Source organism: Flavobacterium sp. NRK1 (assembly GCF_024054175.1).
Classification (GTDB): Bacteria; Bacteroidota; Bacteroidia; order Flavobacteriales; family Flavobacteriaceae; genus Flavobacterium.
Genome location: NZ_JAMXLA010000001.1, coordinates 1,307,561 through 1,322,043 on the forward strand (window position 1 = coordinate 1,307,561; position 14,483 = coordinate 1,322,043).

At 35.3% G+C, this 14,483-nt stretch carries 14 protein-coding genes; 12 read left to right on the plus strand and 2 right to left on the minus strand.

Annotated features, from left to right (window positions below):
• Together NHE85_RS06150 and purD are read left to right on the plus strand one after the other, a co-directional pair.
• Window positions 1–1,362: an undecaprenyl-phosphate glucose phosphotransferase gene (locus NHE85_RS06150; protein ID WP_252810713.1), complete on the plus strand. Its 1,362-nt coding sequence runs from the start codon at window positions 1–3 to the stop codon at window positions 1,360–1,362.
• A 25-nt stretch (window positions 1,363–1,387) separates the two neighbouring features.
• The gene (gene purD / locus NHE85_RS06155) at window positions 1,388–2,659 is read left to right on the plus strand and encodes a phosphoribosylamine--glycine ligase (RefSeq protein ID WP_252810715.1); all 1,272 of its coding nucleotides are present in this window, start codon (window positions 1,388–1,390) and stop codon (window positions 2,657–2,659) included.
• Here the strand turns inward: purD and NHE85_RS06160 are convergent.
• A complete protein-coding gene (locus NHE85_RS06160; protein WP_252810717.1) occupies window positions 2,654–2,884 on the minus strand; it encodes a uracil phosphoribosyltransferase in 231 nt (76 codons plus the stop codon). The genes purD and NHE85_RS06160 overlap by 6 nt on opposite strands.
• A gap of 48 nt (window positions 2,885–2,932) precedes the next feature.
• On the opposite strand from NHE85_RS06160, the gene NHE85_RS06165 reads away from it, so the two are divergent.
• From NHE85_RS06165 to NHE85_RS06175, 3 genes are all read left to right on the plus strand, one after another.
• On the plus strand, window positions 2,933–3,862 hold the full coding sequence (locus NHE85_RS06165) for a DUF6427 family protein (protein ID WP_252810719.1): 930 nt from the start codon (window positions 2,933–2,935) through the stop codon (window positions 3,860–3,862).
• A gap of 68 nt (window positions 3,863–3,930) precedes the next feature.
• Window positions 3,931–4,536, plus strand: coding sequence for a DUF4254 domain-containing protein (locus NHE85_RS06170; RefSeq protein WP_252810721.1), 606 nt, complete (start codon window positions 3,931–3,933; stop codon window positions 4,534–4,536).
• Window positions 4,537–4,546: 10 nt separating this feature from the next.
• Window positions 4,547–5,584 (plus strand): glycosyltransferase family 9 protein, encoded by a 1,038-nt coding sequence (locus NHE85_RS06175; protein WP_252810723.1) that lies wholly within the window; start codon window positions 4,547–4,549, stop codon window positions 5,582–5,584.
• 109 nt (window positions 5,585–5,693) lie between these two features.
• On the opposite strand, the gene NHE85_RS06180 is transcribed toward NHE85_RS06175, so the two are convergent.
• The gene (locus NHE85_RS06180; protein WP_252810724.1) at window positions 5,694–6,746 is read right to left on the minus strand and encodes a ferredoxin--NADP reductase; all 1,053 of its coding nucleotides are present in this window, start codon (window positions 6,744–6,746) and stop codon (window positions 5,694–5,696) included.
• 129 nt (window positions 6,747–6,875) lie between these two features.
• Between NHE85_RS06180 and NHE85_RS06185 the strand changes: the two genes are divergently transcribed.
• The 7 genes from NHE85_RS06185 (at window position 6,876) to NHE85_RS06215 (ending at window position 14,481) form a co-directional block, all read left to right on the plus strand.
• A complete protein-coding gene (locus NHE85_RS06185; protein WP_252810726.1) occupies window positions 6,876–7,223 on the plus strand; it encodes a PadR family transcriptional regulator in 348 nt (115 codons plus the stop codon).
• A 3-nt stretch (window positions 7,224–7,226) separates the two neighbouring features.
• Window positions 7,227–7,838 (plus strand): hypothetical protein, encoded by a 612-nt coding sequence (locus tag NHE85_RS06190; protein ID WP_252810729.1) that lies wholly within the window; start codon window positions 7,227–7,229, stop codon window positions 7,836–7,838.
• Complete coding sequence (locus NHE85_RS06195) at window positions 7,831–8,448, plus strand: hypothetical protein (protein ID WP_252810731.1); 618 nt, start codon at window positions 7,831–7,833, stop codon at window positions 8,446–8,448. Before NHE85_RS06190 ends, NHE85_RS06195 begins: the two co-directional genes overlap by 8 nt.
• A gap of 128 nt (window positions 8,449–8,576) precedes the next feature.
• Window positions 8,577–9,269, plus strand: a complete 693-nt coding sequence (locus NHE85_RS06200; protein ID WP_252810738.1) for a hypothetical protein — start codon at window positions 8,577–8,579, stop codon at window positions 9,267–9,269.
• A gap of 69 nt (window positions 9,270–9,338) precedes the next feature.
• Window positions 9,339–10,811: a DUF5687 family protein gene (locus NHE85_RS06205; RefSeq protein ID WP_252810743.1), complete on the plus strand. Its 1,473-nt coding sequence runs from the start codon at window positions 9,339–9,341 to the stop codon at window positions 10,809–10,811.
• Window positions 10,812–10,826: 15 nt separating this feature from the next.
• Window positions 10,827–11,522: an ABC transporter ATP-binding protein gene (locus NHE85_RS06210; RefSeq protein ID WP_252810745.1), complete on the plus strand. Its 696-nt coding sequence runs from the start codon at window positions 10,827–10,829 to the stop codon at window positions 11,520–11,522.
• Window positions 11,523–11,658: 136 nt separating this feature from the next.
• Window positions 11,659–14,481, plus strand: coding sequence for a gliding motility protein (locus NHE85_RS06215; RefSeq protein ID WP_252810748.1), 2,823 nt, complete (start codon window positions 11,659–11,661; stop codon window positions 14,479–14,481).
• The last annotated feature ends 2 nt before the right edge of the window (window positions 14,482–14,483 follow it).

Below are 14,483 nucleotides of genomic sequence, written 5' to 3' on the forward strand. Positions count from 1 at the left end.
ATGGTATTATCCAGCAGGGGTAGATATTCAAAATATTTAAGGCCTATCAGCATATCTTTTGATATACTGACAATCACTCTTTTGCCTTTTTATTTCTTTAAACATCAGGAGCTAAACTATTTTCATTTTTGCCTTTATCAGATAGTTTCATGGTCTATTATATCTTATTTTTCCGGATTTTATAATGTATACAGGTACACCACTATAGTAAGGATATTTTCTAAGCTTATAACCCAGATAATAATTTTTCTGTTAACGGTTATTGCTTTTTTCCCTTTTGCAAAAAAAACTATATTCAGCAGTGAAGCAGTAATCAGCTATATAATAACTGTATTTGTAGCTGTAACCGTATTTAAGCTTTTATTGTTCTTTTATCTGAAAAAGTACAGAACAGCAGGCAGTAATATAAGGAACACTATTATAATAGGGTATACGCCTCAGGCTATCAATATGAAAAATCTGTTTGATACTAAACCTGAATACGGCTATCATTTTAAAGGTTTTTTTTCAGACAAAAAACAAAATGAATTTATTAACGGTAAAATAGATGATATTGAAAGTTTTGTTCTTGAAAATAAAATTGACGATATTTATTGCTCTCTTAACGAACTGAATAGTATACGATTAAGAGAGTTGGTGGCTTTTTGTGAAATTAATAATATAGTAATAAAGTTTATTCCTGATTCAAAGGAAATTTTTTCGAGAAACCTGACGGTTGATTATTATGAATTTTTCCCTGTATTGTCTTTCAGGAAAACACCATTGCACGAGCCTGTAGCTATGATTGCAAAAAGGGCTTTTGATATTGTTTTTTCATTTCTTATTATAATTTTTGTTTTGTCCTGGCTAACCCCAATTATGATTATTCTTATCAAAATGGAATCTAAAGGGCCGGTTTTTTATATGCAGAAAAGAGCCGGAATGAATGAAGAGCAATTTTCCTGCTTTAAATTCAGGTCTATGCGCATTAATAATCAAATGGATAAGCTTGCTGTTAAAAATGATCCGCGGGTAACTAAAGTTGGAAAATTTATAAGAAAAACGAGTATTGATGAATTACCTCAATTTATAAATGTTTTAAAAGGCGATATGTCGGTAGTGGGGCCAAGGCCGCATATTTATTCTATAAATCACAGGTATAGCATTAAAATAAAAAAATATGGAGCCAGGCATGCCGTAAAACCGGGTATTACAGGGCTTGCCCAGGTAAGAGGCTTCAGGGGAGAAATAAACAGCGATGAAGATATGATCAACCGTATAAAATATGATGTATTTTATATAGAAAACTGGTCTATTTTATTAGATATAAAAATAATTTTACAAACAATTGTGGGAATGTTTGGCGATGAAAAAGCCTATTAGCATTTGCCAGAAATAATTTTGCAACATGAAAATTTTATTATTAGGATCCGGAGGAAGAGAACACGCACTGGCATGGAAAATGCTGCAAAGCCCGCTTTGCGATAAACTATTTGTTGCACCGGGTAATGCAGGAACGGCCTCTATAGCAGACAATGTAAATATTAATCCGCTTGATTTTGAATCTATAAAAGGCTTTGTACTTCAGGAAGAGATAAGCATGGTAGTTGTTGGGCCTGAAGATCCGTTGGTAAAAGGTATTTATGATTACTTTACAAAAGATGATGAGCTTAAAAATATACCTGTTATAGGCCCGTCTAAAACAGGAGCACAGCTTGAAGGAAGTAAAGAATTTGCCAAACAGTTTCTTGTAAAAAACAATATACCTACGGCAGCTTATGATAGTTTTACAAAAGAAACGGTAGAGCAGGGCTGTGAATTTCTTTCTACGCTTAAACCGCCTTATGTATTAAAAGCAGATGGCCTTGCAGCAGGTAAAGGAGTACTTATTATTCAGGATCTTGCAGAAGCTCAGGATGAGCTTAGAAATATGCTTGTAGGCGAAAAATTTGGGCAGGCAAGTACTAAGGTAGTTATAGAAGAGTTTCTTGATGGTATAGAGCTTAGCTGCTTTGTGCTTACAGATGGTAAAAGCTATAAGCTGCTGCCTACAGCTAAAGATTATAAACGTATTGGTGAAGGAGATACAGGCCTTAATACAGGCGGTATGGGTGCAGTATCGCCCGTTCCTTTTGCTGATGCAGAATTTATGGAAAAAATAGAAACGCGAGTTGTTAAACCTACTATTGAAGGTCTTAAAAAGGCTAATATAGATTATAAAGGCTTTGTGTTTATCGGACTTATTAAAGTGGGTAATGATCCTTTCGTTATAGAATATAATGTAAGAATGGGCGATCCGGAAACAGAAGTAGTTATACCAAGATTGAAATCAGATCTTGTGGAATTATTTCAGGCTGTGTCTAAACAGGAATTAGATACAGTAAGCCTTGAAATTGATGAGCGTTCGGCAGCTACTATTATGGTGGTATCAGGCGGGTATCCGGAAGATTATGATAAAGGTATGGTTATTACCGGCCTTGAAAATATAGAAGGCTCAACAGCATTTCATGCCGGAACCAAGCTAGATAATGGGAAAGTTGTTACCAGCGGAGGTCGCGTAATAGCAGTAACATCTTACGGCAATGACTTTAGGGAAGCCATAAAAAAATCTTACCAAAATATAGACATGCTAAATTTTGATAAGATGTATTTTAGAAAAGATATCGGCTTTGACTTATGATAAGAAAGAGTGAGCCGTAGTATCCTGATCGTCGTCGTTATTCTGTTTAAATATTGTAAGCTGTTTTAGCCAGTACATAGTAGCTGCACAGCAGATAAGGATAAATATCCATGTTATTATGTTGGCAAGCCACCAGTTTTGTAACTCAAGGCTGCGGAAAAAGTTTAATGGCAAAAACAGGATGTCTGTAAACAGGTAGCCTATTGCTTCGAAAAATGCTTTCATTTTTAAACAAGTATTATATTTACTGTCACAAAAGTATAAAATATTCACATGCTAGCAAGTGTTTTTAATAAATCAAGGCCTGTAAATTACGTTTTAATAGGCGCGGTCCTGATTTTAGGCTATTTTTTATATATATTTAAGGAAGATGCCTGGACAAAAGACTATTTGCTGATAGTTCAAAAAACAGGGCTTTTGTTTCTTTTAGGAGGAGCCCTGTTTTTAACTAACTTTATTACCAGGCGTAATACACTAAGCAAGGCCAACACTTATGCCATGTTCCTGTTTCTGGTATTTTTAATACTGTTTCCTACCACACTGGTTAACGTAAACATTATTATTGCAAACTTTTTTTTGCTGCTTGCATTACGAAGGCTTATTTCATTACAATCCTTAATTACACCCAAAGAAAAAATATTTGATGCCTCTTTCTGGATATTTGCTGCAGCAATATTCCATTTTTGGTGTATTATTTATATCGTGCTTGTATTTATATCTATAATATTTCACGTTTCACGCGATTACCGTAACTGGATTATTCCTTTCATTGCTTTTTTTGCTGTAGGTGTACTGTACCTGATGGCAGGACTTATAATGGGAGAAGGTTTTTTTGAAGCTATGTCTGAAAACATAGCAGTAAGTTTTGACTTTACTTATTTTGAGAATATTTATCAGAACATAGCCCTTGCCATATTTTCGTCAATAACAGTATTGTTTGCTTTTCCCTATGTGTTTTCTATTACCGGCAAACCCTTAAACTTGCAGTCATCGCATAAAAAAATCCTTTATTCTTTTCTTATCGGTGTTGGCATATATGTATTATCGTCAAGTAAAAACAACAGCTTTTTAGCATTTACATTTGCGCCGCTGGCTATTATGGGGGCAAATTATTTTGAGAGCCTCGAAAACAAATGGTTTAAAGAAGTGATGATGGGGCTGATAGTATTAATTGCAGTTGTGCTGTTTACCTTGCAGTTATAATGCCGCGTTAAACCTGTTAGCAGGTTACAAGTATTAAGTCTATATTTGCAAAATAAAAATCATACACTATGTTTTCTAAGATCGCTTTCCCAATATTTGAGCAGAGCATAAACGATTATCATCAATATGATAATGTTGACCAGCCTATAAACAATCCGTTCCGTAAGGATAAGATAGAACATTTGCTTTATGCTAAAAACTGGATAGATACAGTACAATGGCATCTTGAAGATATAATCCGTAATCCGGAAATTAATCCGGTTGAAGCGCTTGCGCTAAAAAGAAGAATTGACGCATCTAACCAGGAGCGTACAGATATGGTTGAGTATATAGACAGCTATTTTTTACAGTTATATAGCAATGTAACGGTTAAAGATGGTGCAAAAATAAATTCTGAAAGCCCGGCATGGGCACTTGACAGATTATCTATACTTGCGCTTAAAATTTTTCACATGAATGAGGAGGCAACCCGTGAGGATGCTACACCGGAGCACAGGGCAAAATGTAACGAAAAGCTTAATGTGCTTCTTGAACAGAAAAAAGACCTTTCTACAGCGATAGACGATCTTCTTACTGATATTGAGAATGGTGATAAATTCATGAAAGTATATAAGCAGATGAAAATGTATAATGACGAGGAACTAAACCCGGTATTATACCAAAACAAAAAATAATACCTGATTAATGTCAGGCATAAAAAATATACTGGTAATAAGGCTTTCGGCAATGGGAGACGTCGCAATGACAGTTCCGGTGCTGAGAGCCTTTGTTGCTCAGTACCCTCAGGTAAAAATTACAGTACTTTCCAAAGCATTCTTTAAGCCGTTTTTTGACGATATTCCTAATATAACCTTTTATGCTGCCGATGTAAGCGGAAAGCACAAAGGCTTTTTAGGACTGTTTAAACTTTATAACGAACTTAAAGAATTACGCATTGATGCAGTAGCTGACCTGCATAATGTACTACGGTCTAAAATTATTACAAAACTCTTTGCTGTTGCCGGAAAGCGTACAGCTACAACAGATAAGGCCCGTGAAGAGAAAAAAGCGCTTACACGTGCCGAAAATAAGATTTTCAGGCAGCTCACCCCAATAGTTGAAAGACATTTACATACGTTTGAAAAATTAGGCTTTCCAATAGATATTACCCAGCTCATATTTCCGGAAAAAAAACAGTTGCTGCCTGATGTAACTGCCGTTAGCGGAAACAAAACCGGGAAATGGATAGGTATTGCTCCTTTTGCACAGCATGAGGGTAAAGTATATCCTCACGATCTAATGCAGCAGGTTATTGATATACTGGCGGAAAGACCCGATTATAGACTATTTTTATTTGGCGGAGGAAAAGAAGAAACAGCTTTATTAGAACAATTTTCGCAAAACAGAAGCAATGTGGTTGTTACTGCCGGAAAGCTTAAATTACAGCAGGAACTAAATTTAATAAGCCATCTTGACCTTATGCTGAGCATGGATAGCGGTAATGCGCATATGGCAGCAATGCTTGGTGTTAAGGTAATTACTTTGTGGGGAGCAACACACCCTTATGCGGGGTTTGCACCTTTTGGCCAACCTCAAAGTTATATGCTTACTGCCAACCGGGAGAAATATCCTTTATTACCAACTTCTGTTTATGGCAATAAAATAGTTGAAGGATATGAAGATGCTATGCGTACTATAACCCCTAAAATGGTTATTGATAAAATTGATGAAGTTTTATTATAATAGTTGTCTATTTAGAACGTGATTTTCATCATTCTTCCTTGCAATGATGCACTTTATAAAACAAAAAAATCCTCAGTTTAACTGAGGATTTTTATAGTATTAGATGTTATTAAACATCGTCAAAATCTACATAAATTTCAGAAGATGTTGGGTGTGCCTGGCAGGTAAGTATAAGGCCTTCGGCAATTTCGCTGTCTGTCAGTATCGCATTCTTTTTCATTTGTGCAGTACCGTTAGATATACGCGCCATACAGCTGCTGCAAATACCACCCTGGCAGGAATAAGGAGCATCTACTCCTTGTTTAAGTGCAGCATCCAGAATTGTCATTTGCTGCGACATTACAAAGGTAACTTCTTCATCATCTACTAAAACGGTAATTTTAGTCTGCCCGTCCAGATTTTCTTCAATTTTCTTTTCGGCTATAGGTGTAGAGAATAATTCAAACTTAATGTTCTTTTCAGGAACATTATTTTCTCTTAAAACATCGTTTACGGTAAGAATCATCTCTTCCGGCCCGCAAAGGTAGAATTTAGAAAATTCTTTTTCTTTGTGCTTGTTTTTAAGTACAAAGTTTACTGTAGACCGCTCTATACGGCCAAAAAGCGAATCTTCTTCCCTTGCCTGGCTGTAAACAAAATGCACAAAAAAACGGCCTACATATTCCTGTTGCAAATCATGCAGAAACTGGTGAAAAATAGTATCGTCAGGGGTTTTGTTGCCATAAACCAGTACAAAAGTACTTTCCGGCTCGTTGTGTAATACCGATTGTATTATCGATAATACCGGCGTAATACCGCTTCCTGCTGAAAAAGCAGCATAGTTGCGCTGACGGTCTGTTTTAGGTTCAAAAACAAATTTTCCTTCCGGTGTGCCTACTTCCATAGTGTCGCCTACGGCAAGCTGTTCGTTGGCAAAAACAGAGAATCCGCCATTTTTAACGGCTTTTATAGCTACACGAAGCTCATTACTGTTGGGAGCAGAGCATATAGAATAAGCCTTTCTTATATCCTGCCCTTCAAAATTTGTTTTAATGTTTATGTATTGTCCTGCAACAAAGTTATAATCTTCGCGCAGATTATCCGGAACCTCAAAAGATATAGAAACTGCCTGTGGAGTTTCCCTTCTGATATCTTTTATTTTAAGCGGGTGAAATGTTGACATGTTTGCTAATTTCCTGCAAAAATAAGCATTCCAAACAGCTTTATAAAATAACCTGTTGTAAAATAATACCTAAAATTATCATGCATAAGAAAATTATGTATATATTTGTGGCAACGAATTTATTATTAAATGAAAAACTCTCAATTATATAAAGGCAGCCTTAATACTATAATTATGAAGCTATTAGAAGAAAATGGCAGAATGTATGGTTATGAAATTACTCAAAAGGTTAAGCTTATAACGGCAGGTGAGCTTACTATTACCGAAGGTGCATTATACCCGGCTTTGCATAAACTGGAGGCCGATGGATTTTTGGATGTTGAGGTTGAAAAAGTGGATAACAGGCTTCGCAAATATTATAAGCTTACAGAAAGCGGTACGAAGGAAACGGTAAACCGACTTGCCGAGCTAGAAGAGTTTATAAGAAATATGCAAAACCTTGTAAACCCTTCGCCAAAACCTGATTTACAGTTTTAAGCTATGAAACTTACATCTGATCAAATAATAATAATTGAAAAATATCTTGATAAAGACGGGATATTTTATGATGACATAAAAACAGAAATGATTGACCATATTGCAGCCGCAATTGAAGAACAATTAAATGAAAATACGAAGGATGTTAATATATCTATTAAAACCTACATGAACTCTCATCTTAAAGTTAAACTTCTTTCTAACATAAAGCAACAGGAAGAACTTAGGGATAAACAAAATAGAAAATTTGTACTTAAGCAGTTTTATAGCTTTCGCGGGCTACTATTTTTTGGAGTAGTTTTTGGATTAGTATTCCTGTCAACATTAAATATATGGGTATATCGTTTTATTGAAGGAATAATGATGTTATTAATGCTCTTAATATTAGTAGGACAAAAATGGCTGGATATTAATTTCCCTTTTTTTAAACGGCTTGTACATATATCGCAATTTTATTATCTATTGCCATTTTTACTTCTTACTCAGGTACACCGTTTTGTGGATGAAACGAATTTTATCCTGTTATGTAGAGTAGTTGCTTTAAGTATGGGATTAACGGGATACTATTTAACGTATAGATCTTCACTTATATTACAAAATAATAAATATGTCTAAACTTACAGAACAACAGATAGGGGAAATTGAAGCAGCACTGAAAAAAGTCGGTTTTCTTTATGTAGATATACTTCATGAAATGACTGATCATATAGCAGCTGCATTAGAGGAAATGGAAGGTGATTTTGACAGGAATCTTAAGCTATATATAGGCAGGCATAAAAAAGAACTGCTCCGGTTTAACAGAAAATATATTTTTGCTGCATGGTTACAGTCCTATAAATCGCTTTTCCGAAATATTATCACAATTCGTTTCGTCTCCTTTTCTGCGCTTGTATATTTGATAGTATCAGGATTAAGTACAGTTATAGAAACAGAATCTTTTATAACAATAATGTTTTTAATTTTCTGTGCAGTTAATGGTATGCTATCTTTCCCGGGCGTTTACAATATTTTAAAAAAACGTGACCAATACTCGGCAGGGGAGGGTTTGGCAGTGCTAAATGTATTTGTCTTTTTCCCGGGTTTATTTATGATTAATTTTATAGATAAAACAGCATCTGATACTATAGCAATACTTTATTTTACTTCCCTGATTTCAATTTCGGCAGTAATGGGTTATACCTTACGTCGTTTAAAAACAGTATATAAATTGCGTTATAATGCTTAAGCTAATATAATATCAAATAAAATTTATAGACAGCTATCTGTAAAATTCGGGTGTGGAATATATTGATTATAGTTTAGAGTATTCAATCGTATTTACAACTTAAAAAATGTATAAGCTGAGGTTTAATAATGAATAAACTAAGAAAAATATCGGCAGAACAATTTACTGATCTTATGGGTTTTACCCGTAAGCATTTTGTAGAGCATTATGATTTGCAATGCGAACTTGCAGACCATCTTGCCAATGCTATTGAAGAACGCTGGATAATTAATCCTGACCTTGATTTTAATGAAGCCCTTAACATAGAATTTAAAAAATTTGGAGTATTCGGCTTTATGGATGTGGTAGAACAAAGGCAGCTGGCACTTACTAAAAAGTACCACAGGCTTATGTGGAGTTATTTTAAGCAGTTTTTCAAATTGCCCAAAATAGCAATAACGATTTTACTTATTTTCGGAATTTTCAAATCACTTGAATATAGTGTAACTATTTATACTACGCTTTTATTAATTGTAACATTTGCGGGTATTTACCGCCTTGTTGCAATGAATATAAAATACAGAAAGAGATTAAAACAAACCGGTCGGCGCTGGCTGTTTGAAGATATTATTATGAGGTGCGGCGGTGTGGCTGCATTTATATATATACCATATCAGGTGCTTTTTCACGCTTATGATAATATTGAGCCGGGTATTGTTGCAAAGTATATTATAACATTGCTTTTAGCTGCATTTTCACTTTATCTTTATACCGTGCTTTATATAATTCCCACAAGAGCACAGGAACATCTTTTAAAAACCTATCCTGAATATAATTTGTAATTTTTATAAGTAAAAGTGTAACGTTTTGCTTATTTTGATTACCTATTACTAAACCAACATCTAAATTACATGTTCAAACAATTCATTCGCCTGGAATGGAAATCATTTTCCAGGGCTTCTTCTTTCGCCGCCAATATGGTCATTAAAGTATTTATGATACTTGGGGCACTTTATTTTACAGCAATATTTTTACTGGCAGGTGTAGGCACTTATTATTTAATTAAGAAAGAGCTGCATCAGGATCCGCTGGTTGTGGTAAGCAAGTTTGTTATATTTTATATGATATTTGATTTGCTTATACGCTATTTTTTACAAAAAATGCCTGTAATTAATATTAGGCCTTTGCTTACACTGCCTATTAAACGAGGGACTATTGTGAATTTTGCATTAGGTAAAACAGCGCTTTCGTTTTTTAATATAGTACATGCTTTCTTTTTTGTACCATTTTCTATAGTGCTTCTTGTAGAGGGATATGATCCTGTAAATGTAGTGCTTTGGCATATAGGCATGATGTCGCTTATTTATGCAAACAATTTTATTAATATCCTTATCAATGATAAAGACTGGGTATTCTGGACAGTTGCCATTATTTTTGGCGGGTTGCTGCTTATACAGTATTATAGCTTTTTTGATATTACACTTGTAACATCGGTGTTTTATTACGGATTCTATTCTACTTATTATATGGCTCTTATACCTGTAGCAATTTTAGCAGGGCTATACTATATCTGTTTTAATTATTTTTCAAAATCGCTTTATCTCGATACAGGGCTTAAAGGAAAACATGAAATAGCAGAAACCAGAGATTATACATGGCTTAATAAATTTGGCCTGATGGGTACTTTTCTTAAGAATGATATAAAATTGATATTAAGGAATAAAAGATCCAGAGGTACAATTCTGGCTAGTGTAATGTTTCTTTTTTACGGGCTTCTTTTTGGCACCGGCGCTGTAGAAGTATATAGTGCCCCAACATGGAAAATATTCGGAGGAATATTTGTTACCGGTGGATTCCTGTTTACGTTTGGGCAATTTGTACCTAGTTGGGATAGTGCTTATTATCCGTTAATGATGAGCCAGAACATACAATACCGCGAATATATAGCATCTAAGTGGTGGCTGGTGGTTATAGGAACAGTAATAAGTACAGTACTTGCATCATTCTATCTTTATTTCGGGATAGATTACTATCTGCTTATTCTTGCAGCAGCAATATATAATATTGGTTTCAATTCGCATTTGGTATTATTAGGTGGTGCTTTTATAAAAACACCTCTTGATCTGGCAAGCAGTAAACGTGCCTTTGGCGATAAAAAAGCATTTAATGTGAAATCATTATTGCTAACGTTTCCCAAACTTCTTTTCCCGGTACTATTCTATGCTGCAGGATATTACTTAATAAGCCCATTGGCAGGAACTACTTTTGTAGCTATTGCGGGAATATTGGGTTTTGCTTTAAGGAACTGGGTATTTAAACAAATTGAAAAGGTATATAAATCGGAAAAATATGCCACGCTTGCAGCTTATAAACAACAAAACTAAAAACATCTTACTACCATGATACAAATATCAAATCTTAAAAAAACATATAACGGAGTAACCGTACTTAATATAGGACATTTAGAAATTAAAAAAGGCGAAAGCTTTGGGCTTGTAGGTAATAATGGTGCCGGTAAAACAACATTATTCAGCCTGTTACTCGATCTTATTGAGCCAACTACAGGTTATATAAAATCTAAAAATATACAGGTAAACGAAAGCGAGGCCTGGAAACCATTTACATCTGCCTTTCTTGATGAGACTTTCCTGATTGGCTACCTTACTCCCGAAGAGTACTTTTATTTTATTGGCGAACTGCGCGGGCGAAACAAAGCCGATGTAGATGCTTTGCTAAAAAAGCATGAAGATTTTTTTAACGGAGAGATACTTAATAAAAAGAAATACCTGCGCGACCTTAGTAAAGGTAACCAGAAAAAAGTGGGTATTATTGCAACATTAATAGGCAGCCCGGAGGTTATAATTCTTGATGAGCCTTTTGCTAATCTGGATCCTACTACGCAGTTTAGGCTAAAGAAGATAATTAAGGAACTGGCCGATGATAAAAATGTTACCATACTTGTATCAAGCCATGACCTTGCCCATACTATAGAAGTAAGCAGCAGAATTGTAGCGCTTAATAAAGGCGAAATTGTAAAAGATATTCAAACTTCTCAGGAAACACTCAGGGAACTCGAAACGTTTTTTGCGGTATAAATTATATACTCCCCCTTATGGCAATAAGGGGGATTTTTTTTGCTAAAAAATCTTCATATAACAAAAAGAACCGTATTTTTACCCTCTTTTATACTAAAGTAAGATTTTAAAAGTTAAGGATAAAAAAGCTTTCACATTGAAAACCAGTACTTCTAAATATTTCCTTCTTTTTGGTGCAGTAGGTTTGGTTATAGCCTGTTCTACCAAAAAAAATTCGTTTGTAAACCGCAACTATCATGCTGTTACTACCGAATATAATGTACTTTACAATGGTAATCTTGCCCTTGATGCAGGACTGGTAGAACTTACGTCTACCTACCAGGATAACTTTTGGGATGTTTTACCTGTAGAAAGGATGCAGCCGGTTACTGCTGTAGCAGATGTTCCTGGCGCAGCGCCCTCTTCCGCACCTGCAAAATCTGCATTGCCTCCATCACCATCTCCTTCTGGGGCTGGTTCTAAAGCTTCACAATTTTCACAATTGTCAAAAAATCCTATGGGATCAACATTAGGAGCAAAGGGAGGGAAAGACAACAGCCTTAATGCAACGGCACCTACTCAACAGGCTCCGGGCCAAACTACAAACTTTAAAAGAGCGGAAGAAAAAGCTACAAAAGCAATACAAAAACACTCTATGAATATTGGCGGTAACGAAAGGAATCCGCAAATTGATGAGGCTCACTTACTATTAGGAAAAGCCAGGTATTATGAAAACCGCTTTCTACCTGCTTTAGAGGCTTTTAATTATATACTTTTAAAATATCCTTCAAGTGATAAAATTGATGATGCAAAAATCTGGAGGGAAAAAACAAACATCCGTATTGATAATGAAGGTATAGCTGTTAGAAACCTTAAAGAATTAATTGAGCAGAAAAAAGACGTAATGAGCGAGCAGACTTTTGCTGATGCCAACGCTATTCTTGCCGAAGGTTATTTAAAAATGCAGGCACGCGACAGTGCTATAACTGTTTTAAGAAATGCTGCTGCATTTACTAAAAACAACGAACAAAAAGCCAGGTACCATTTTATATTAGGACAACTGTACAGTAGGGAAAAAATGCCCGATAGTGCTTATGTTGAGTATCAGAGGGTAATTGATATGAAAAGGAAATCGCCAAGGCGATATGTTATTCAGGCACATGCTATGCAGGCCGGGCAGTTTGATTATGAAAAAGGAGACACGCTGGCCTTTATGGAGAAGTATCGTAAACTTCTTAAAGACAGAGAGAACAGGCCATACCTTGATATTATAAATCATCAGGTTGCTTTATTTTATGATAAGCAAAATGATACCGAAAGGGCTACAGAATATTATAACAAATCGTTAAGAGCAAATTCTCAGGATCGTTATTTAACAGCATCTAACTACAGGAATATTGCCGAAATTAATTTTAAGGCGGCAAAATATCCTATGGCAGGAATGTATTATGATAGTACAATGGTGTATCTTGATAACAGGTCAAGAGAATACAGAAGTATTAAAAAGAAAAGGGACAACCTTGAAGATGTTATAAAATATGAAGCCATAGCTAAGACAAATGACAGCATACTGAATGTTGTTGCCATGGACGAACCGGCCAGAAAAGCCTATTATGAAGATTATATAGAAAAGCTAAAAGAAAAAGAAGAGATAGAGAAAGAGAGGCTTGAAAAAGAGGCAATACGACAGGAAAACCTTGCCAATGCCGGCGGAGCAGGTGCGGGAAGATTTGCAGGCGCTATGGATTCAAGACTAGCTGCAAGAAATGCAGCGAGTAGTAGTGCTAATTCTTTCGATCCGCCGGGAGGATCAGCAACTGGTGCAGTAGGTGGTAAATTTTACTTTTATACACCATCAACCGTTTCTTATGGAAAACTTGAATTTAAAAAGAAATGGGGTAACAGAAAACTTACCGAAAACTGGCGCTGGTCGGCAGAACAGGCTAATAAAAAAGACAATACTACAGAAGATGCTGTTGCAGGAACAGAAGAAACTGACGCTAAACCGGATAAAGAACAATCAGTAGAGCCAAGATTTACTACAGATTTTTATATCTCTCAGTTACCTACGTCGCAGGTAGTATTAGACAGTCTTGCTAAAGAACGCAATTTTGCTTACTATCAGTTAGGCTCTATATATAAGGAGAAGTTTAAAGAATACAGGCTTGCAGCTGACAAGCTTGAAGTATTGTTGCAAAACAATCCTGAAGAAAGGCTTATACTTCCATCTAAATACAACCTATATAAAATATACCAGATAATAGATCCTACCAAAGCAGAAGTTTATAAACAGCAAATATTAACCGAATATCCGGACAGCCGATATGCGGAGATCATTAAAAACCCTACGTCAGACGCTGCAAGAAATCTTTCTCCTGAAGTAGCTTATGCTACACTTTTCAAAAAATATGAGGAAGGTAAGGTTAGGGAAGTTTATGCCGAAATTGATGATTATATAGATAATTATACAGGCGAAGAGATTGCATCTAAATTTGAATTGCTTAAAGTAAAAGCTGCCGCAAGGCTTATGGGTGTGGAAGAGTATAAAAAAGGACTAAACTTTGTAGCACTTAATTACCCTAACAGCCAGGAAGGTAAAGAAGCTGAAGCAATACTGAAAAACGATATTCCGGTTCTTGAGAGCCAGGCATTTGGACAGCCTGCGGCAAGCTGGAAAATTGTATTTAAATTTGACAGTGCAGATGACCCAAGAATAAAACCACTTAGCGATAAAATACAGAAATTTATAAAAGAAGGACTTAATAATTATATTGTTATTACTAACGACGTATATACTGTAACAGAAAATATGTTGGTGGTACATGGATTTATAAGTAAGCTTGCTGCTGAAGATGCTGTTTCTGTACTGAAAGATTATAAAAAATATAAGGTTGCCGAAACTCCGGTAATCATTTCCAGCGAAGACTATAAAGTTGTACAGATAAAAAAGAATTTTACCGAATTTTTAGCAATAGAATAAGG

Coding starts and splice junctions, on each gene's coding strand:
- NHE85_RS06210 (WP_252810745.1), top strand. CDS start 10,827: ATGATACAAATATCAAATCTTAAAAAAACATATAACGGAGTAACCGTA.
- NHE85_RS06160 (WP_252810717.1), bottom strand. CDS start 2,884: ATGAAAGCATTTTTCGAAGCAATAGGCTACCTGTTTACAGACATCCTG.
- NHE85_RS06165 (WP_252810719.1), top strand. CDS start 2,933: ATGCTAGCAAGTGTTTTTAATAAATCAAGGCCTGTAAATTACGTTTTA.
- purD (WP_252810715.1), top strand. CDS start 1,388: ATGAAAATTTTATTATTAGGATCCGGAGGAAGAGAACACGCACTGGCA.
- NHE85_RS06190 (WP_252810729.1), top strand. CDS start 7,227: ATGAAACTTACATCTGATCAAATAATAATAATTGAAAAATATCTTGAT.
- NHE85_RS06180 (WP_252810724.1), bottom strand. CDS start 6,746: ATGTCAACATTTCACCCGCTTAAAATAAAAGATATCAGAAGGGAAACT.
- NHE85_RS06200 (WP_252810738.1), top strand. CDS start 8,577: ATGAATAAACTAAGAAAAATATCGGCAGAACAATTTACTGATCTTATG.
- NHE85_RS06175 (WP_252810723.1), top strand. CDS start 4,547: ATGTCAGGCATAAAAAATATACTGGTAATAAGGCTTTCGGCAATGGGA.
- NHE85_RS06205 (WP_252810743.1), top strand. CDS start 9,339: ATGTTCAAACAATTCATTCGCCTGGAATGGAAATCATTTTCCAGGGCT.
- NHE85_RS06195 (WP_252810731.1), top strand. CDS start 7,831: ATGTCTAAACTTACAGAACAACAGATAGGGGAAATTGAAGCAGCACTG.
- NHE85_RS06170 (WP_252810721.1), top strand. CDS start 3,931: ATGTTTTCTAAGATCGCTTTCCCAATATTTGAGCAGAGCATAAACGAT.
- NHE85_RS06185 (WP_252810726.1), top strand. CDS start 6,876: ATGAAAAACTCTCAATTATATAAAGGCAGCCTTAATACTATAATTATG.
- NHE85_RS06150 (WP_252810713.1), top strand. CDS start 1: ATGGTATTATCCAGCAGGGGTAGATATTCAAAATATTTAAGGCCTATC.